Source organism: Neobacillus rhizosphaerae (assembly GCF_937468385.1).
Classification (GTDB): domain Bacteria; phylum Bacillota; class Bacilli; order Bacillales; family Cytobacillaceae; genus Neobacillus; species Neobacillus rhizosphaerae.
The window spans coordinates 1-19,331 of record NZ_CALBWS010000031.1 but is presented as its reverse complement, the minus strand read 5'-3'; the positions used below and the strand labels follow the sequence as shown (position 1 = coordinate 19,331).

Here is a 19,331-nt window from a genome sequence, read left to right as displayed (position 1 = left end):
ATGGTATTTATGTTAAAATTTGCGGAAAAATCCAATCTACAGTGCGTGGATTTTATACAAACGGTAAAGCATGTTCATGCTGTGACCGCGGGTGTAATAACCCCCTATTATAAAAAGTAGAGCTTAGATCGGCATAATGGGTACTGATAGGAAGTCTTGTCTTTTGCATAGAATGAATATGCATAAAGGAAAGTTTGTAGATGTCGGACATAATTTGCTCAAAACTTAAGGTATCCGTAAGTTGTATTATTTTGATGGGCTGTGCCATTCCTACAAATTCTCTTGGATTAGTTGAACAAAGATAGCCTTTTTTTTCCTTCGTGGATAGGTAACATAGACCTTGTTGCGTAATCCACTTATTCCCCTCAAATACAGCCATTCTTCTATTATTGTTTTTTAACACTTCAACAAAATCGATTTGGATGTTCATCGAGTCAAGAAGGGATTGAGCCTGTTCTATATCCTCTCTTCCAAATCCGTCTCGGTGAATTGTAAGATGTTTTGGCTGCTTTCCGTAAACTTCCTGATATGCATGAATGCTATCCAACAGAATATCTTTAAGAGAGTCCCAACTGATAATTTCCCCTCGCTCGGAGGTAACTTGGGACTTTTGCTTAATTAATCTTCCATCCTTACCAATGACTTGAATAACCCCAGATGTGTGTTTTCCATTTTCATGAGATACATCTAAACCAATAAAGCAATCCGAATGAAGGGATTCACCTAGTATCCATGGCTGAATCCCAGATTTCACATATATCCCCAACAGGATATTCATAATTTGATAGTGTGATTTTGATAAATCTAGAAGTTTTGGTGAGAAATTGACAAACTGGGTGACGAGGTCTTGGCGACCACCGAATTCCTTTTTAATTGGTAGATATGCATTTGCCGTTGATTGCTCTGCTGTTAATACTATAATTGTTCCTTCAAAATATTTCCCAAGAGACTTTAATTGATAATTTAATTCATTAGAGGAAAAAAGATTTGGATGTAGCTGCCCTCTTAGTTCTACTGGCTTTGTTGAAATATCCAGTTTTACACCTAGTTGGTCCGATTGTCTTGACAGGATGTCAATAAAGTCTTTAATCTGTTGTGTAATAATTGGATTTCCTCGCAGAATTGGGTCAACAAAAAAACTAACTTTTGCTACATTCCCTCTATAAACTCCTCCCTTTGAAAGGCCTGAGTTAATATTATTTGTAATAACATTTTCACCAAAAAGAAGGCTAGGCTTAGGAAGATTTTTAACTTGATAACCTAAGTTCTCCGCAAAAACATTTTTCTTTAGAAAGGTAAGTCTATCTATGAAAGATACTAGTTCACTTACTGCTTTTAATAAATTTCCCATTTTCTCATGCGCAGAAAGCTTAATTGCCTTATTTACAACATTCTTTAAATGATTGGGTATTTGGTCGAATGAGCAACGCAATTTTAATAAGTGTGGCAAATAAGGGAATACCTTCCCATCTTTACTTTCCACATGAACCACGGGCGAGTTCTCATCAATGCCTTTCAGTTTGAAAAATTGTCCCTTTCTCTGATAATAGGAGATAACGGACTCACCAAGATAAGGACTAATGTCCCCGGCTTTATAGGCAGCTACTTCTTTAAAAATGTACTCATATGCTTTTTTGTTGGTGCTGTCCACGAGTTTAGTTCCTTGTTGTACCGATGCAAGATCACTAATGATAAATCTGTTAAATTCAAATAGATGCTTATACTCAAATCCTATAACAATGCTCCCTTTATCCTCCACGGTAACATCAAGGTGGATAGCAGGAAATATTTTCATTTCCCGTGTCTGGAGGGGTTTTTCCTTTTTATAACGGAAACTACCTTTGTCTAATATGAAATCTGTATCTGACCGCTGTTCTATCTCCCTTTTAATAAGCCGCTCCATAAGTGTTCGATCTATGGATCTACTTGGATCAATGATCTTATGTGTATATGACAAATATGCTTGTTCTCCCCAATTTTCCAGTTCCTCAAAAGAGGCAATATATTGATCGAAGAAAACCAAAGTCTTAAAATCATTATTTTTACGTAGATTATAAGCAATCATGCCACCTTCAGCATGCCTGTTATGAATCTCTTTAATCGGAACTTTATAGATATGAAGAGGAATTTCTTCTGTATTTGTTGACGAAAGCCATTCGGTTAAATAATAATGTCCCACTTTTGTCACCTTCCATTTGCTGTTTTTTTTAATCGTAACAAATGGTTCTGACAACTGTATGTCATGGAATAAGCGTTCGGTCTAATTTTTATATATCTCTGCCCATTTTCGTAGTTCTTCCTGCAATATTTCTCTATATTCCACTGGCTCAATAATTTCTGCGTCTGGACCATACTGCCGCACCCACTTTAGAAATTCTTCATCGTGGTTTAATGTTATTTCAAATAGCAGGCTCCCATCCTCATATTTTGTTAGCTTTGGCGTAGCAAATAGCTCCTTTTCCATCACATACCTGGCTACATTCTTGTTGAATAGCACTTTAAAATGGATTTCCTTGTCTCCTTTGATGATGGACCATGTGTTTTGATAATATTTCTGGAGATCCAATTGTCTTTTTGTAAATATCCTATTAGTTGCCTCAACTTTAAGGAAGCGAGAGAGTCTAAATGTTCGGAAATCTTCTCTTTTGTGACAATATGCTAGTAAATAAAATTTACTTTCTCGCGGAATCAAATAATATGGATCGATAAATCTATCATTAATATCATCCCGACTTTTTGTTTCATATTTAACTTTAAGTGTTTGATTCTTGACCATTGATTCAGCGATTGGTAAAAGAAATTTGTTGGAAGTTTCGACTTTATTTTGTGGCTTACCAGATTGGATTAGAGCTACTAGTTTCGAAATGTTCTGCTGCTGATTTCTTTGTTCTTTGTTATATGTAGCCATTATTTTTTCATAAGCAGTTTGAAAATGAGGGTCTGTTTGGATAAGATTTTGCTTTACTACTCCTGGCAGCAAACTAAATGCCATTGCTTCTTCTGGTGTCCAATCTAGAGGGTACATAGCAAAATTACTAGCAAACGTATAACCATTACCTCTTCCTTCGTTACTGGTGACAGGGATTCCGGCCTCTGAAATGGCAATTAGGTCACGATAAATGGATCTCTCCGAAACCTCACAGATTTTTGCTAATTCTGTTGCTTTTATTCCTGGTGAATTTTGTATTAAGTTGACAATTCGCATTAACCTTGAGATTTTTGATGACATGGAGATTTCCTTTCTTCCATAAATAATATCGTGACATATACAGCAAAAATTGGAGCTCTAATATAATGGCACTTCATAACCTATTAATTTTCGATTCATTGCCCCAACATTGAAGGGATTAGGGTCGATTTTTCACCCATCATTTTTCCTAATTCTAGGATCCATCAGTATGGCAAACAAATAAGACGGAGCTTGAAGTTTTTGAAGTGCAACCCTGTTCTCTAATGGCACATACTTCAACGCTTCAGCAAGTGTTCCTTTTGAAACACTACGATGGTCTGCCATTGTCAACTGTTAGATTCATATTCACTGGTTCATCACAGCATGGGCAAGTTAACGCCCTTTTCTTCGATAAAACCCGATATTGAGAAGTGAGCTGCTCTCTAATCTCACTCCTAGTAAGATTTTGCTCTTCAAGCTCTATTCTCTTTGCTTCAATGTTCACAACGTCCCCATGCAATAAGGCCTCTTCCAATCTTCTCACATCCCTTTTTCGAAAAAATCCTATTAGTTACTATAATTATATTATATGGTAAATTAAATTAGGGAATTATTCCTAATTTATCCCTTCCAATCGTTTGATTCATTTTTCTAAATAGAAATATTTTTATTAATGTCATGCAATAATATTATTTTTTATAAACCAGCAGGATAGAGTTCCTTTGGGGTAAGATTAGATTTATTATTTGAAGAGGTTAAAAAATGGGGGAAAAGAAGAAGAAATCCAAACAAAGACAAAAGGAAGATTTCGGAACCGCAGAATTTTATTGTGCCAAATGTGATTACAAGTTTGAAATCGATTGGGAAACGATTTGGGGCATTCAGGAGATTACTCATGAGTATGTGGGCTATCATTTGAACGATACATTTATCAGCTGCGAAAAATGTGATGATCTTATTGATGTCGACGAAACTGTAAGAGGAAAGCAGCCATTAGAGACGCCATCCCAATTCATTTCGGATTATGAACTTCCATTTTAATGAAGTTATTTGTTTATAAAAGTGGCGCTTAACCCCAGTATATTAAAGCTTTAACGCAATGGGATACCGGTATCAATATCCATAATTTTTTCCAATTTGGTACGCGGAGTTTCTGACGTTTCTTGTTTAAATAACCGTTCCAGCCCCCCATGCCTTAACTTCTATTTTTACTAGAACCCTTTATTATTTTTTAAGGTCCAATGCTTATCAGATCGTTCACGTGGAGTTATATTGATTATGAAATAGCCAATGATGAGGGTTAAAATCACAAGCGAATAAAACAATGTATCGATTGGGTGATCGTGATTAACAATGATTAATCTGACCATTGCTGTAATGCCAATATAGAGAAAATATCTAATTGGGAAATGATATTCTTCTTTAAAGTATTTAACAATCATAGAAATAAACTCAAAATATAAAAAGAACAAAAGAATATTGTCAAAAAAGAGTTTATAGTCATGTCTGCCATCTGAAATTAAAATATCAGTGAAAATGATGATTTCCTTCACTAATAAAACCGCTAAAATAATCGCCAGCAATACGAGAGTTATATTTAAAAATAGTTGAAGAATCTTAGGTATTAGGAATAAAATAGAACTTAGATTTTTTTTCATCATATCCATCCAAACCTTCCTCTCGTAATATAAGATTAAATTCTCTTGCTATGCGAACTCATTAATATTGTAATTATCTTATTATTTTTAGAAATAACAATCGAATTTACGAAACCTTTAGATTACTTTAATATAGATTTTTCATTCCGACGATGAGAAAATCAGGATATGATTACTAATTTTATTCTTTTGGGTATTGTATTTTCGCCTTTTATTGGATTAGCGAAGGATATAACCTTATTGATGTTGATCTGAATGGCGGGATGTTAGATGAAGCAATAATTCAATAGATAAACCAAAAATTAGGATGATGAAATTTACTCAAAATATATAAAAAGTGAAGAGGAGAAATTGAGATGTCTGAAGCATATCAAGTGGTTAGTTTCGTCGAAAATCAAAATATAAAAATTGAGGTTTTAGAATATCAGAATTTAGGCGGAAATGATAATTTTTCTGTTGCGGAAAAGCTATATTTTGCGCAAAAATCAAATATTAAACTAAGACAAGTTAGGGTTACACTCAAAAACGGCTCCCTTACCGCTGAATCCGGTGCACTGCAGTTTATGAAAGGGAATATTACGCTAAAAAGTTTAGGAGGAACTGGTGCAAAAGGGTTTTTAAAAGGATTAGCCTCCAGTGTTTTAGCCAATGAATCCATGATTAAACCACAATACCAGGGCAGCGGGATTATTTACTTGGAACCAAGTTTTAAACACTATATGATAGTAGAACTTAATAACGAAGAAATCATTGCGGATAAAGGTCTTTTTTATTGCTGTGAATCGAGCGTTTCTGTTTCTGTTCAGGCAATAAAAAATGTTTCCTCTGCCATTGCTGGCGGTGAAGGATTATTTCAAACAAAAGTATCTGGAAGCGGATTTTGCCTATTTGAAATCCCTGTTCCGGAAGAGGAACTGGTGGAGTTTGAACTTCAAAATGAAATGGTTCAAGTGGACGGGAATTTCACGCTTTTCCGGCTCGGAAACATTGATTTTTCCGTTGAAAAATCAACAAAAAGCATTTTCGGCTCTGTTGCTTCCGGCGAGGGTCTGCTTCAAACATTTAGAGGTACCGGGAAAGTTATTATCGCACCGACATTACCCGTTTATGAAAAGTTAAGTCATGTTTTTAACATAACACCATCATCAAAATAAAAAATGCTGTATCAAAGGTATCTGTTACTTTTGTACAGCATTAATTGCACGGATCTTTTTAGCTACAATACTATAATTTAAATTGTACTGTGCTAACGTTTTAACCCATTCTGTTAATTTATCATCATCTGGTTCACCGTTTAACACAATTGCCACAGATTTTGTATCAGGCTTGTAACCGTGTTTGCCATGCTAAGGGCAGGAGATTTTTTATCGGATTTGACTTCAAGATTTTCTTCAGGAAGTTCGGCGCCTATGTTGTCGGCAATTCGGGCTGATCGAAAGAAACGAGCTTTCGAAACTCGTGTAAATCTCCTCTAAATTCACCCCAAGAGTGTATATACAAGCGGGCTTTCAAAGTTAGTTGAACAGAAAATCGTTGCCCCCCCCCCGCCTACGACTGGAACGTTTTCTACAATCCTATTAGGAAAAATGCGTTATTTTGTACGGCAAACCATTTCCAGTTATAGGTAACTTATAATGATACCTCTTTTCTTGGTATAATAGATAATGTTTTTTAGACAACACTTGAGGTGAAGATGAAATAGAAAAATTAATGTTTGATAATGTATTGGATTTTACTCCACAAAATGAAACGACCTATATATATACTTATGCCTGCTCTGAAGATGAACGCTCTTTGTGTGCGTTGGAAATACGCTCATTATTCGGCAAGGTGTCTCAATCTAACGTCTTGGAAAGCTTTGTAAAAATTGATCCAAGTCGAAGCCCTTTTATTAAAGAGAGAATTAGTGTGATATATGAAGCAGAAAACCTGGCCGATCTTTATCAGCAGGTAGTAGCTTTACAACTACGCGGAGCAACGTTTAAAGTAACTTTTGTAAAAAATAATGGTCAGGCTAAAAATGCAAACGAAGGATTCGAGAAACGACGTGCAATTGAACGAGAGATTGGTTTACATGTCAACGGAATAGCAGACCTTCGTCAACCTGACCGATTGTTTGGCGTTATGCATGTTAACGGAAGATGGGTATTCGGTGAGCATGTGAAAAGTGAGGCGGTTTGGTATCGACATCAAAAGAAGCCAAATGGATACTCCACTGCCCTCAGCACACGTGTTGCTAGAGCGGTGGTGAATATCGCCATCCCCAATCCAAACGGAATTAAGGCAATTGATCCTTGCTGCGGAATTGGAACTGTCTTAGTTGAAGCCAGATCAATGGGCATTGATATGGTCGGAAGCGACCGAAATCAGCTGATCCTTCCTGGAGCACGAGAAAACATGGCACACTTTGGTCTTTTTGGAGAAATAAACTTAGCAGATATTCGCGATATCACCAATCATTATGATGTAGCCATTATAGATTTGCCTTATAATTTGTGTTCGGTAATAACTCCAGAAGAACAGCTGGAAATACTCCAATGTGCACGCGGGTTAGCAGACAAAGTGGTCGTGGTGACCGTTGAACCCGTCGATGAAATCCTAATAAAAGCAGGTTTTTCGATTATTGACCGAGCTATTGCTAAAAAAGGATTATTTATTCGAGAAGTGATTGTATGTAATTAATCTGAGCTCCATTTAGAGCCAATTCACTTTTGATATAAAGCAATGTGGTAAAAGGTAAGTTTTACGGAAATAGAGGAACGTATGAATAAGGAGTCGATTGATGGATTAACGATAAATCGGTTGACAGCATGGCTTAATCGAGCACGGTCATAAAAGGTCGAGGGCACAACAAGTTTGGAAATATCTTAATCGAGAGCGTTTAACTGCTTTCTCGGATATGAGAAAAAAGTGCCTGACTCCCGCTGCCTTAATACTTTAATTCACTTGGGGGTCAGGCACCAACTTTGATGGACAGGAACCGTCGTTCTGTATCTGCTGGTTACAGGTCCAAAGACCCTAATTGTTTTCTTAATAATTTCCGAAAAATATATGGATTAACTGCTTGAATAATTGATCGTGGTAGATATACTGGCTGGGGGCGTGACAGGCACAAAACCTATTTATTGTAAGTTCACCGTACCAAATTAAGTCGCGGTTTAATAATGGATACTGACTGTCATAACGACCGGTTTTCCTTTTCTCTTAGCTTTTAAGTGCTATGAACTATGACAGGTTTCCCTTGATTAATCCGAACCCCAACTCTTCACTATTATCAGTAAAATCCTCTTCATTCTTGACTCTTAATAGGGCAAATACAAATTCTAAAAAAAACTTCGCCTATTTATGATACGGTTCACCGTGATGTAAGTGAGGTTTTAAATCTAATTGAATATTTGTTGTGTTTTTAATAATTACGATGCTATTTTATGCTCTGGTATATCCAACAGTAAAAAGCACAAGCATAGATACCTACGCTTATGCTTTGTTCCTACTTTTCTGCTGCATAACTAATTTTTATCCGTTTACTTTCAACTTTCCCACGGGAAGTGACTGATAAATAAATATTGTCTGTTTTTTTCCAAGTTGTTTTAATCTAATAGTAAGAGATGTAGAGGTACTTGCACCCACTTGGGACAGTGGGACAATAAAACTGTCCCATCAAATAACCGTAACTATTTGTAATTAGGTTCTCCGTAAAGGAAAGGGATGCTAAATCTCCTTCCTTTTTGAGTGGAACCACTTAGAAATTGAATGGTAAGTAGACCCTACCCCATTTAAATGAGTTTTTGCCCACAGTTAGAACAGAAGTTGGCTACACCTGTTTTTGTACCGCAATTCGGGCAAAAATTTGGTCTCTTTTGATCGCCGGCCAGTGGTTGTGCAGGAGGTTGCGTACTTTGAGATGATACTGGTTGATTTTGGGAATTTTGATTCATTTGATTCATCATTTGTCCCGCGATATTAATCCCCATCATCATACCAGCCATATCGGATGCCGCTCCACCTCCGCTCATTTTTCCAGAGGCCATGCCATCTGTTAAGGAGATTTGCTGGTACCTGCCAACATCACTCACCATTCCGTGTGAAGCATTTTTGGTAATCACATCTTGAATCTCTTTTGGATAGCTGAAGCTCATCACCGTAAATCCACTGATCGTAATGCCGCTCTTGATCATCTGCATATCTAAATCCTCTTGAACGCCTTTAGAAATGTCGAAGGAGTTGGCCTGAAGATTGAACATATCCTTTCCTTCCCTTGTAATCCATTTCATCAGGAGCTGATCGAGGACGGATGTGATGCGAATTTTGACATCCTCCACTACATACTGATCCTTCACACCGGCAATTTGATCAATTAATGCAATATAATCATGTACTTTAAAATTAAACGTTCCATTTGCGCGAATCGGCATTCCGCCTGGGAGTCCCAGTGTCGGGATATTAATGGCATTTTGTGTTCCCCATTTCACAACAAACTCTTTCGTGTTCACAAACAGCACTTCTACCCGCATACCACTATTGAATCCAAACTTGAATCCCTTTAAGGTCGATAAGAAGGGAATGATTTGCGATTCGATATCATACTCACCTTCATCACGAAATACCCCTTCGATTTTTCCATTGTTAAAAAAAATCGCATCTTGACCAGGCCGAATGATCAATCTGCTCCCCTTTTTGATTTCGCGGTTGCTCCATTTATAGAAAATCATATCATCTCTAAATTCTTGCCATTCTACTACATTTGCAAATTGGTTTTTAAAAAAAGACATCGATCATCTGCTCCCTTCCACTAATATAAGAATTTATATGTTTTCGACTTTGAGAAATGCCTAGCTCCAGCGCCCTAGCTAAAACTTACCACTGCTTCCGCTATGTGAGTGACCACCACTCGTGATTCCGCCACCGCTGCCGCCTCCACCAGTATGCGTATTGTTGTTTGACGGCTTTCTTTGTTTCGTCACTGTTTGTCTGACAAAGTTATCAGACTGGCTAATGACTTTTGATTGATTGCTATCTATATAAGTTTGCGCATTTACCGTTACCCTTCCACCAGAGCGAAAGACCATAATTGCTACAATGACTCCAGCCACGGTTATCGCAGCAATAAATTGGAACCACCATTTAAAAAGGATATTTTCTGGATCGCCACTCGGTTCATAGCCCATATACTCTCCTGGGCCGCCACCCGGATCATTGCCCGTGTACTCTCCCGTTCCACCACCCGGATCATACCCCTTGGACTCTTCCGAACCGTCACCTGGCTCATAGCCCATATACTCATGAGAAGTATTTAAAAATGCCGAAAATGCTTGAAAGTAATTACCTGCTGATAGATCAGGGGTAATATTATCACGAATAGAATCCATCCGCCCATCATCCAAATACTGCTCTGCTTTTTTAAATCCTGCCAAATACACATCCCGTCCCTGCAGATCGATGGTTAATATCGCGGTATTTCCATGCGGTTGGTCATATCCAGGAGCATGCTCATCATAGAAATCCTCTACATATTGTTTGATTTCCTTTCCATCCGTTCCATTTACCGTGATAATGATAAAAGCGGTATCTCTTTCCTCTCCCAGTTTACTTGATAAAGCTTGAAGTTCTGCCACCTCTTGATCCGTTAGCACCTCAGCATAATCATAAATATAATGATTTCGATCAAATGTTTCAGCTTTAGCCCGTATCCCCAAAGGGAGGAGGAGCAACAGAGTCATGAATAAGAAAAGGAAACCCTGCTTTTTCATACGACTTCCACTCACCAAAAGCCACCTCCCATTAGATAGGAGACACATTTTAAGGCAAGGAAGGTACCAGCTGCTATGCCACTAAACCATGTCGCCACCTTACCAGTACTAATCGGCGGTTTGCCGACAATTTTTCCCGTCTGTCCATTCATCACAAACGTATACTCGGAATGGTTATAATCATAGCTGACCATCCATACAGGCAGTAAAACATAATCGCTGTTCACGTTTCTCGTATCAATGTGTTTATTTTTATAATTTACTGAATGATAGCCTGTTAATGTCGAAGAAATATAGGACTCAATATATCCGCTGATTTTATCTTTCGCCCTTGGGAGTAGTTCTTCATCTGTATAATTGTATTTTTCGGCAATATATCCCGCTAAATAAGGGGTTTTAAAATCTTTTAGTTGGTCATATGGGTATGGTTCCAATTTATCCATTAATTCATCATTCATTTTTTCTGATGCATCAACTGGGACCTTGATATACTCCAGGTTGATATCGCGAAAGGCATCATAATACTTTGTTTCTGTATAAATATAATCTCCCTGAGTATAGGTTCTAACCTTTGTACATTCTGCATCTACTTGCACCTTACTATTTAAATCAAATAACCAAAATGGAATATACATCCCTGTTATACTCTTGATCCGGTCGGCCGTCATGAAGCCTTTCGGGGTCAGAAGCCCTTTTCTACACCATTTTTGAAATGCTTTTATGGCCTCTTCCTTACTAATGGTAAAAGGAATGACCTTTTGTGGTGCAAGATGACCTGATAATCGATCGGCAATGACTACACCCGCTCCGCAGAAACCACAACTTGTTGCGGCTGTCTCAGCTGTTGTAATGAGAACAGCTCCACAATTCTCACAATGGTACTCATTCGCCTCATCTTCTGAAAATGAAGCCGTCCTCAACTCTTCAGGATAATTTTCGATATTTTCGTGTTTGCCACAGCTTTGACAAGATAATTCGCCTGATTCAGGATTAAAGCTCATATCACTCCCACAGCTTGGGCATTTATATTGAAGGATCAATACTTATCACCTCTTTTTTATCAAGCAAATGTTATAGTTTAATAGCAGTTAGATGCCGCAATCCTATTCATTCGTTCCTGTGTCTTTGCCACAGACCGTTTCGTTTTCACTAAATTTCTCCGTGCTGATTAATTCACTTATATCTGCGACAAGTTTATCATGCATTTGTTTTATTTTTTGTGAGTTGGATAGAGCCATTTGATGAGAGGCTTGCTTGTCGGATAACTGTGCTTCGAATGATGCTTTCTTCTCTTGGAACCTCCTTGCATCTCCTTCGTTACCTGCTTCTAATGCCTTGTGGCAATAGCGTTCCATTTTTTCAATCTCATCTTGGCACTCATTTAGTACTCGTTTTGATCGCTGCACTTCTGCCATCACGGATGCCGTTTCCGACTTTACCTTCGCTAAATCCTTGTTAAGGTTTCTAACAAACTGATCCATCATTTTATCCGGATCTTCCTCCTTATCCAATAAAGAGTTGATATTGCCTGCCATAATATCTGTAAATCTCGACATCATACTCATACAATCCCAATCCTCCCATAAAGAAAACATTACTACAATATACTGTCATATTTTAAAAAAAGTTTCATTTTTTGGTAGAACATTTATGAGAGTGAATGCGTTTTGTCTGGTATATAATTTTTTTACGTTACTTCGGATTTTTAGCAGCTTGCGAAATAAAGATTATTAATAAAGACGAAACAATGAGTTGAAAACTTTTAAAATAAAGGAGGGTATTATAAGGAGAGAGAAATGTAGTTGCTGTTGGAAATCCATGTCGTGTATTAAGGAAAATAACTGAACGTGATAAAGAGTATTATTATAAAAATAGAAGAGTTGAATAATATAGGGAAGGTCCTCTTGTTTAAAGGTAAACAAGAGAACCTTCCCTTTTTTTCACATCAATGCCTTAAGTGAGTCTACTTTTTGGGCTGGTCAAGTGCTTGGTAAGCTAACTGGTACTTTCCCCCGTCAGCAACTTCTGAATGGTACAAAGCCTTGAGGGCATTGTTTTTTTCAAGACCGTATTCTGCCTTCAGCTCTTTTAAGCGTGTATGCAATTCTTTATTATCCTTGATTAGCTGTAGCATCTGCGACTTCATATACTTCAAAATATTTAACTCCTTTCAGAATCCCAATCCGTTCCCCAAGTATAGCATTAATAAACTTTATTTTAAAAAATCTTTATAGTGTAAAGTAAGGCTACCCATTGCTTTGCGGTTCCATATGAAAGGCTATTGAGTTCAGGCACCGATATTTCACGAAACAACTCTACAACCTCTCAACAATCCCCTGTTTTTCATTCTGAATTTTCTCTAACTCTTTCTTATTTTTCTCAGATTGTGCTTCTAACTTCAATAAAATGTCGTTAGTTTTAGCGCGGTGGCCTCTTGTTTGGTCCAATGATCCCTTGATTTTTCCTTGAACCATAAAGTCGGCGATGAACCCATCAAAAAAGAAGTCAGCAAACTTTAACATACCTGAGATATTGACTTCAGGAAATGCTGTTTCTTGAACATCCAATAATTCTTTTTGGAATTCGCGCATGCTCGTTTGGGCTCGATGGAGATCGGATTCAGCCTGATCAATATGTTGATGTTTGACGATACTTGAAATGGTTCCACCACCAAGTATATCCCATGTTCCCCAATTTTCTGCTTTCTCTAGTGAACTTATTGATTCAGAAAGCGCACGCTCAACACGTTTTCCTGCGTCATACGCTTCTAATAGTTGGGTTATGTGTGCTTTAAGAGCACCTTCTTGCTCACTCAATTCAAACACTTTTTCGGCAAAGGGAGATGTACTTGATTTGATCATATTTTCTTTCTGTATAAGAACTTGTTGATACTCATATTCAGCATTTTTAAGATTTAATAGTTTATTTTTGAGCCCCAAGATCGCTTCATCTATTTCCATTTTTGTTTTTTTCGCTTTTTCCAGCTTGTGCTGTGCCGCAATCATTTCTTGCTTTTCTTTTGATAGTTTTTCATCCTTTGTACCAGATAATGTTGCAAATAAGTTTGTTAGACTGAAATGCTCTAGCTTTTCAACTTCTTCCTTCTCTGATTCAATCTGAGTGCGCAGCTGAGAAAGCGTATCCTCGATTGTTTCTAATTCTTTCTGATAATCCATAAGCTGTGCTTTATATTTATCTCTCTTTCGCAATTCCCCTTGTATGGCAACAAGCTTTGCATTTATTTCTGAAAACATAGGTATCCCCCCCAATTTATATTTGTATCTTCTACGTAAAAAATGGAAAAAAGTTTCATTTTAGAACAGACCTTCAAAATTCACTGTCACCACCCCAAGTATGTCGGAAAGTGTCGAAGTCCCAAGTACTTTTTAACTTTGCAATAGTGATTAGTGATAACGCCTTCATATGTAATCCAGCTTTCTTCTGTTCACCGGACATATCACTCCCTGTTGCTAATCTGCCATCGTACACTGTCAGATTCATATTCACTGGTTCATCACAGCATGGACACGTGAACGCTTTTTTCTTCGAGAAAGCCCGATATTGAGTAGTGAGCTGTCTTCTAATCTCACTCCTACTAAGATTTTGCTCCTCAAGCTCCATTCTCCTTGCTTCAATATTCACTACACCCCCATGTAATAATGCCTCTTCCAAACTTCTCACATCCTCTTTCAGAAAAACCCTATAATTTACTATAGTAAATTGAATTGGGGTATTATTCCTATTTTCTCCTTTCTGATCGTTTGATTCATTTTTCTTAATCAGTAATATTTTTATTAGAGCGAAAATATTAGATACTAGAAGCCAATATGATAGAATTCCTTTTGGGATAGAATTAGTTCTATTATTTAAAGGAGTAAACCAAATGGGGAAAAAGAAGAAGAAATCCAAACGGATCCAAAAAGAAGATTTCGGAAGTGCAGAATTTTATTGTGCAAAGTGTGATTACACGTTTGAAGTCGATTGGGAAACGATATGGGACATACAGGAATGTACGCATGGGTATGTAGGTTTTCATTTAAATGATACGTATATAAGCTGCGAAAAATGTGATGAACTTATTGATAGCGAAGAGACTGTAGAAGTCAAGAAATCAGCACAATTCATCACGGATGATGAACTTCCTTTTTAAAGAAAGAACTTTTGAATAGGTAATAGAGGCAGCAAGGATTCCAAGTGCCTGCCCTCCTACTTTTTACGCTATCAGTTAGTAAAAAGTTCAAATACTACATTATATAGGAAAAAGAATAATAGAGTTTTATCATTCCAAGCCGAGATTTCATGAACAATAGACCAAAATAAGGGAGATTTTAGAAATGGTTCGATTAAATATTAGTCCTTTATTAATCAGTGTTTTGACAGGAAGAAGTCTAGAGGAGATTCCAAATTCTCCTAAGATATCTGATTGACCTGGCAACTATGTTCCATTGGTTGCGAAAAATCTAAAAAACGTCCCCTCTGCCTTTCCTAGTAATATCCAACCATTGGTATGTCAAAATTGCGGAAAGAAGTCCAGATATGATTTAGGGCACGTGACGATTAATATCCAGAAATACAAAAGGGATCAGTCGGAAGAAGTGGACAAGCATATCCAATCCACAGGATATTTTCGCTGTAATCATTGTAACTCTTCTGGAAAATGGGAGATAACAAATGAATATCGAATGATGGCTATTTCTGCTTTACTGACTTTTAATTCTCCACTTGCAGAAGATCGATTCACTTTTGGAAGAAACATGCTTTTTGATGGAAGCAGCCATGTTGTACTTTGCTTTAAAGGAGTTCGATGCACTTTATCTAATGAAAGCGTTCTAAAAAGGCGAACAATCTTTATATTGAATGAATCATTGTTCGCTTTTTTGAATTTTGGGTTGAATTACTGTGTCAACATGCTATAATGTGAACATAAATTTATAAGACTTCGCTCATATAATCGCAGGAATATGGCCTGCAAGTTTCTACCGGATTACCGTAAATAATCTGACTATGAGTGGGTAATGTGAAAAATGCACAGGTTAATCGTGCGCTTTTTCTATTTCCTTTTGGACATTTAGCCCAAAGGTCATTGCCTCACTCGATTATTGAAGTGAGCGATGATCTTTGGGCTTTTTAATTTTCATTAGGGGGAAACTGTACACAATGAACTTTTTAGAAAAAAGAATTAAAAAGGACGGAAAAGTACTATCAGAGCATGTATTAAAGGTCGATTCGTTTTTAAACCACCAAATTGATCCCAACTTAATGCTCGAAATTGGAAAAGAGTTTGCAGAACGATTTGCGAATGATGGAGTTACGAAAATCGTAACGATTGAATCATCGGGGATTGCACCCGCGGTAATGGCTGGTTTATTTTTAAAGGTTCCGGTTGTATTTGCTCGAAAAAGAAAATCCTTAACACTTAATGGAGATTTACTGACAGCGAGTGTTCATTCTTTTACCAAGAATGAAACAAACGAAATCTCTATTTCAAAAAAATATGTAAATAAAGAAGATCGGGTGCTAATCATTGATGATTTCCTTGCAAATGGACAAGCAGCTCTTGGTTTAGTAGAAATCGTTCAACAAAGCGGTGCCAAGGTTAAAGGGATTGGCATCGTGATTGAAAAGTCTTTCCAACAAGGAGCTCAAATATTAACGAAACAAGGGCTTAGGGTTGAATCCATAGCAAGAATTGCCTCTTTAGATAATGGAGAAGTCACCTTTATCAATGAAAAAGTGGAGGAATTAGTCTAATGAAACAACATCCATTGAAAACCGCCTCTTTAGGGATTCAGCATGTATTAGCGATGTATGCAGGGGCCGTCATCGTTCCTCTTATTATCGGCGGGGCACTTGGTCTTTCTAGTAAACAATTAGCCTATTTAGTCTCACTTGATATTCTGACAAGTGGAATCGCCACATTACTTCAAGTATGGCAAAATCGTTATTTCGGTATTGGACTGCCCATCGTGTTGGGCTGTACGTTTACCGCTGTGGGGCCGATCATTGCGATTGGAGGACAGTATGGTCTTTCCGCTATCTATGGATCGATACTGGTTTCTGGAATAATTGTTATGCTCATTGCGACTTTCTTTGGTAAGATGATCCGTTTCTTTCCGCCAGTCGTTACCGGCTCTGTTGTAACCATCATTGGAACAACACTGATTCCAGTCGCTATGAATAACGTTGCTGGGGGTCAAGGCAGCCCTGACTTCGGTTCCATTACCAATATTACGCTTGCATTTGGGACATTATTATTCATTATTATCCTTTACCGATTTTTTAAAGGCTTTATTCGCGCGATATCTATTCTTTTAGGATTGATGGCTGGAACAATTGTAGCTTTTTTTATGGGAAAAGTTAACTTTTCTTCAGTAGGTGAGGCTTCCTGGTTCCATATGGTAACCCCTTTCCATTTTGCCACACCATCATTTGAGCTGGCTCCGATCATTACCATGACCCTTGTAGCGATTGTGAGTCTCGTAGAATCATCAGGTGTCTATTTTGCTTTAAGTGATATTACTGGGAGGAAACTTACGGAAAAAGATTTGGTAAAAGGCTATCGTTCCGAAGGTCTGGCTAGTGTCATTGGAGCCGTATTTAATTCATTCCCCTATACCACCTATTCGCAAAATGTCGGACTTGTCCAGTTTTCAGGCGTGAAAGACAAAAAGGTCATTTATACAGCAGCTGGCATATTGATCTTTCTTGGATTTGTTCCAAAAATTGCTGCCTTAACAACCGTAATTCCTACCTCCGTACTCGGCGGTGCGATGGTGGCTATGTTTGGGATGGTGATTGCTTCCGGAATAAAAATGCTTAGCAAAGTTGATTTTTCATCTCAAGAAAATCTCTTGATCATCGCTTGCTCTGTTGGTGTCGGTTTAGGTGTCACAACGGTTCCAAATCTATTTGCACAGTTGCCAGAAAGTATTAAAATCCTAACAAGTAGCGGGATTGTTGCTGGCAGTTTTACGGCCATTTTTCTAAATATCGTCTTTAATGTCTCTAAACCGTTAAAGCAAAGCCAACCTTCTCAAAGCTTAAAGGTATCTTAATGGGGTACCACCGAGATACATGTAAAATTGGAAAGTGGTGCCCGACCCCAGCGTATTAAAGCTTTAACGCATCGGGGTCAGGCACTATTTTTGAACTTCAGATATTAGCTGTTTTCAGCATAAGTTTTCCGAATGTTATCTCAATTATAGCAAAGACCTTGCCGACTATTGATTACTTAGAATTATACTCAAACTAACTCCTCTCAAAAATGGCAGCTACCATTGTGCTTCTGCCTTATTGTTTTAAAAACAAAAAGCCTCTCAAAGATATGTTTGAGAGGCTTTGTTAACCAGTGCTAATCTTTCGAGGTTCCCTGTGGAATTGGCACAGTCCTCAGAACCTGATGCCGAGATTTCTTAGGGCCATGTCCCTCCACCTCTCTGGATAAGATTTAACTTTATATATTAATTTATTATTGAACAAAGAATACAAAAAAAATAACAGTCAATCCCTTGACTAAAAGTAAGATTTTTTAAGTTATAACATTTTTTGCGTATTCCTCAAGTATGGCAATATGAGCTTGAAAATAAAATCCAAACTCTTATTGTTTTTCAATCTTTATGGTCTTCCCGCTACTTTAATTTTATAAAATAACAATTATTCAGTTGTTCTTCCGGGAACAATAAGACTTTAATTGCCTTATAAAACTTTAATTGTTCGGCTCTTGATAATTCCGAGAACCCTTGGTATACGTTTTACCACATTTTTACCACCTCCTAGACTGCAATTATTGCAAGTTCCTAACAGTATCGGTAAAAAAAAACAATCTGTATTCGTAATATATATATAATGTAGCAATATACTTCAAGTAAAATAAAGACCTACAAGGTGGGATAGAATGAATGCATTTTTGACAGTTATACCAATTATCCTTATAAGGTATGGTCTATTGAGTGCAATAAATAAAGAAGGACCTAAACGTGCAGGTTTCTTTGCTCCATTATTGGGAAAAGAAAAAGTGGCTTTCTGGATTTATCAAATTATGACCGCTCTTATTCTATTATTTTTATTACTACTCAAAATTAGAACAGACTCGCATTGGTTTTATATCGGCCTACTAATCTATATTTTAGGAATTGTTTTATATGCGGTATCTATAGTAAATTATGCTAATCCTAAAATGAATGGGATAAATGTAAACGGGTTATTTCGAATATCCCGCAACCCTATGTACATTTCATATTTCATTTACTTCTTGGGTTGTGTATTTCTTACACATTCGTGGATATTGCTTGGGTTATTAATAGTTTTCCAAATATCAGCTCACTGGATTATTCTTTCAGAAGAAAGATGGTGTATCAAGAAATTTGGGGAAGAGTATATAAAATATATGAATAGAGTGAGACGTTATTTTTAGATAGGTGCGGTAAAAATTTGATGTTCAAGTGGTGATTCCCCATCTTCTTATAATATTCATTAAGGAAGCCCATAACGGACTTCCTTTAAAACTTCAAAATAATCAACATTATTCTTAAACATAGCCTTTATTATAAAAACAAAATTGTGAAAGAATGTTAAGCTAATGGAGTACCTTTCTGGAACAAGGAAGCAACGTTTTTTACTAATTGGGGTCCTGGCACATGCCCATCAAGCTAAGTTAAAACAATACCCCCAAAAATGGAAAAACGCTATGCTTATCGTAAGAAGTTTACGAGAAAGGATGGTGTTTTTTATGAATCCTATCATCTCCAGTGAACT

At 37.2% G+C, this 19,331-nt stretch carries 17 protein-coding genes, 1 pseudogene and 2 riboswitches; of the genes and pseudogenes, 7 read left to right on the top strand and 11 right to left on the bottom strand.

Going from position 1 to position 19,331, the window contains the following annotated elements; all coding sequences use genetic code 11:
- Window positions 1-52: 52 nt before the first annotated feature.
- From M5A78_RS19465 to M5A78_RS19455, 3 genes are all read right to left on the bottom strand, one after another.
- On the bottom strand, window positions 53-2,179 hold the full coding sequence (locus tag M5A78_RS19465; RefSeq protein ID WP_248736940.1) for a Piwi domain-containing protein: 2,127 nt from the start codon (window positions 2,177-2,179) through the stop codon (window positions 53-55).
- An 81-nt stretch (window positions 2,180-2,260) separates the two neighbouring features.
- Window positions 2,261-3,229: a helix-turn-helix transcriptional regulator gene (locus tag M5A78_RS19460; protein WP_248736939.1), complete on the bottom strand. Its 969-nt coding sequence runs from the start codon at window positions 3,227-3,229 to the stop codon at window positions 2,261-2,263.
- Between the two features lie 268 nt (window positions 3,230-3,497).
- Window positions 3,498-3,704, bottom strand: a complete 207-nt coding sequence (locus tag M5A78_RS19455) for a hypothetical protein (protein ID WP_248736938.1) — start codon at window positions 3,702-3,704, stop codon at window positions 3,498-3,500.
- Window positions 3,705-3,931: 227 nt separating this feature from the next.
- Here M5A78_RS19455 and M5A78_RS19450 point away from each other — a divergent pair, with 227 nt between their 5' ends.
- Window positions 3,932-4,210: a hypothetical protein gene (locus tag M5A78_RS19450; protein ID WP_248736937.1), complete on the top strand. Its 279-nt coding sequence runs from the start codon at window positions 3,932-3,934 to the stop codon at window positions 4,208-4,210.
- 170 nt (window positions 4,211-4,380) lie between these two features.
- On the opposite strand, the gene psiE is transcribed toward M5A78_RS19450, so the two are convergent.
- Window positions 4,381-4,836 carry a phosphate-starvation-inducible protein PsiE gene (psiE, locus tag M5A78_RS19445; RefSeq protein WP_406603723.1) on the bottom strand — a complete coding sequence of 152 codons (456 nt, stop codon included), beginning with the start codon at window positions 4,834-4,836 and terminating at the stop codon, window positions 4,381-4,383.
- A gap of 347 nt (window positions 4,837-5,183) precedes the next feature.
- Here psiE and M5A78_RS19440 point away from each other — a divergent pair, with 347 nt between their 5' ends.
- Window positions 5,184-5,981, top strand: coding sequence for an AIM24 family protein (locus tag M5A78_RS19440; protein WP_248736936.1), 798 nt, complete (start codon window positions 5,184-5,186; stop codon window positions 5,979-5,981).
- A gap of 556 nt (window positions 5,982-6,537) precedes the next feature.
- Window positions 6,538-7,509: a TRM11 family SAM-dependent methyltransferase gene (locus M5A78_RS19435; RefSeq protein ID WP_248736935.1), complete on the top strand. Its 972-nt coding sequence runs from the start codon at window positions 6,538-6,540 to the stop codon at window positions 7,507-7,509.
- A gap of 1,094 nt (window positions 7,510-8,603) precedes the next feature.
- Here the strand turns inward: M5A78_RS19435 and M5A78_RS19430 are convergent.
- The 7 genes and pseudogenes from M5A78_RS19430 to M5A78_RS19400 form a co-directional block, all read right to left on the bottom strand.
- Entirely contained in the window at window positions 8,604-9,599 is a 996-nt protein-coding gene (locus M5A78_RS19430; protein ID WP_248736934.1) for an SPFH domain-containing protein, read from the bottom strand.
- A gap of 78 nt (window positions 9,600-9,677) precedes the next feature.
- A complete protein-coding gene (locus tag M5A78_RS19425) occupies window positions 9,678-10,592 on the bottom strand; it encodes a TPM domain-containing protein (RefSeq protein WP_248736933.1) in 915 nt (304 codons plus the stop codon).
- Window positions 10,589-11,617 carry a TFIIB-type zinc ribbon-containing protein gene (locus M5A78_RS19420; RefSeq protein ID WP_248736932.1) on the bottom strand — a complete coding sequence of 343 codons (1,029 nt, stop codon included), beginning with the start codon at window positions 11,615-11,617 and terminating at the stop codon, window positions 10,589-10,591. Before M5A78_RS19420 ends, M5A78_RS19425 begins: the two co-directional genes overlap by 4 nt.
- Window positions 11,618-11,667: 50 nt before the next feature.
- A pseudogene (locus M5A78_RS19415) lies at window positions 11,668-12,142 on the bottom strand (PspA/IM30 family protein); the annotation flags it as partial.
- 398 nt (window positions 12,143-12,540) lie between these two features.
- The gene (locus M5A78_RS19410) at window positions 12,541-12,732 is read right to left on the bottom strand and encodes a hypothetical protein (protein WP_248736931.1); all 192 of its coding nucleotides are present in this window, start codon (window positions 12,730-12,732) and stop codon (window positions 12,541-12,543) included.
- Window positions 12,733-12,892: 160 nt separating this feature from the next.
- Window positions 12,893-13,831, bottom strand: a complete 939-nt coding sequence (locus M5A78_RS19405) for a coiled-coil domain-containing protein (protein ID WP_248736930.1) — start codon at window positions 13,829-13,831, stop codon at window positions 12,893-12,895.
- 73 nt (window positions 13,832-13,904) lie between these two features.
- Complete coding sequence (locus M5A78_RS19400; RefSeq protein WP_248736929.1) at window positions 13,905-14,249, bottom strand: hypothetical protein; 345 nt, start codon at window positions 14,247-14,249, stop codon at window positions 13,905-13,907.
- A gap of 211 nt (window positions 14,250-14,460) precedes the next feature.
- Here M5A78_RS19400 and M5A78_RS19395 point away from each other — a divergent pair, with 211 nt between their 5' ends.
- From M5A78_RS19395 to M5A78_RS19380, 4 genes are all read left to right on the top strand, one after another.
- A complete protein-coding gene (locus tag M5A78_RS19395; protein ID WP_248736928.1) occupies window positions 14,461-14,727 on the top strand; it encodes a hypothetical protein in 267 nt (88 codons plus the stop codon).
- Between the two features lie 773 nt (window positions 14,728-15,500).
- A riboswitch (purine riboswitch) is annotated at window positions 15,501-15,602 on the top strand.
- A 132-nt stretch (window positions 15,603-15,734) separates the two neighbouring features.
- A complete protein-coding gene (locus tag M5A78_RS19390) occupies window positions 15,735-16,328 on the top strand; it encodes a xanthine phosphoribosyltransferase (RefSeq protein WP_248736927.1) in 594 nt (197 codons plus the stop codon).
- Window positions 16,328-17,632: a nucleobase:cation symporter-2 family protein gene (locus tag M5A78_RS19385; protein WP_248736926.1), complete on the top strand. Its 1,305-nt coding sequence runs from the start codon at window positions 16,328-16,330 to the stop codon at window positions 17,630-17,632. The genes M5A78_RS19390 and M5A78_RS19385 overlap by 1 nt, the downstream gene beginning before the upstream one ends.
- A gap of 294 nt (window positions 17,633-17,926) precedes the next feature.
- Window positions 17,927-18,024: riboswitch (SAM riboswitch) on the bottom strand.
- A 447-nt stretch (window positions 18,025-18,471) separates the two neighbouring features.
- On the top strand, window positions 18,472-18,990 hold the full coding sequence (locus M5A78_RS19380) for a methyltransferase family protein (RefSeq protein ID WP_248736925.1): 519 nt from the start codon (window positions 18,472-18,474) through the stop codon (window positions 18,988-18,990).
- The last annotated feature ends 341 nt before the right edge of the window (window positions 18,991-19,331 follow it).

Excerpts from the sequence above, each read along its gene's own strand:
- M5A78_RS19460 (WP_248736939.1), bottom strand. The coding sequence starts at position 3,229 with ATGTCATCAAAAATCTCAAGGTTAATGCGAATTGTCAACTTAATACAA.
- M5A78_RS19450 (WP_248736937.1), top strand. The coding sequence starts at position 3,932 with ATGGGGGAAAAGAAGAAGAAATCCAAACAAAGACAAAAGGAAGATTTC.
- psiE (WP_406603723.1), bottom strand. The coding sequence starts at position 4,836 with ATGGATATGATGAAAAAAAATCTAAGTTCTATTTTATTCCTAATACCT.
- M5A78_RS19440 (WP_248736936.1), top strand. The coding sequence starts at position 5,184 with ATGTCTGAAGCATATCAAGTGGTTAGTTTCGTCGAAAATCAAAATATA.
- M5A78_RS19435 (WP_248736935.1), top strand. The coding sequence starts at position 6,538 with ATGTTTGATAATGTATTGGATTTTACTCCACAAAATGAAACGACCTAT.
- M5A78_RS19430 (WP_248736934.1), bottom strand. The coding sequence starts at position 9,599 with ATGTCTTTTTTTAAAAACCAATTTGCAAATGTAGTAGAATGGCAAGAA.
- M5A78_RS19405 (WP_248736930.1), bottom strand. The coding sequence starts at position 13,831 with ATGTTTTCAGAAATAAATGCAAAGCTTGTTGCCATACAAGGGGAATTG.
- M5A78_RS19395 (WP_248736928.1), top strand. The coding sequence starts at position 14,461 with ATGGGGAAAAAGAAGAAGAAATCCAAACGGATCCAAAAAGAAGATTTC.
- M5A78_RS19390 (WP_248736927.1), top strand. The coding sequence starts at position 15,735 with ATGAACTTTTTAGAAAAAAGAATTAAAAAGGACGGAAAAGTACTATCA.
- M5A78_RS19385 (WP_248736926.1), top strand. The coding sequence starts at position 16,328 with ATGAAACAACATCCATTGAAAACCGCCTCTTTAGGGATTCAGCATGTA.
- M5A78_RS19380 (WP_248736925.1), top strand. The coding sequence starts at position 18,472 with ATGAATGCATTTTTGACAGTTATACCAATTATCCTTATAAGGTATGGT.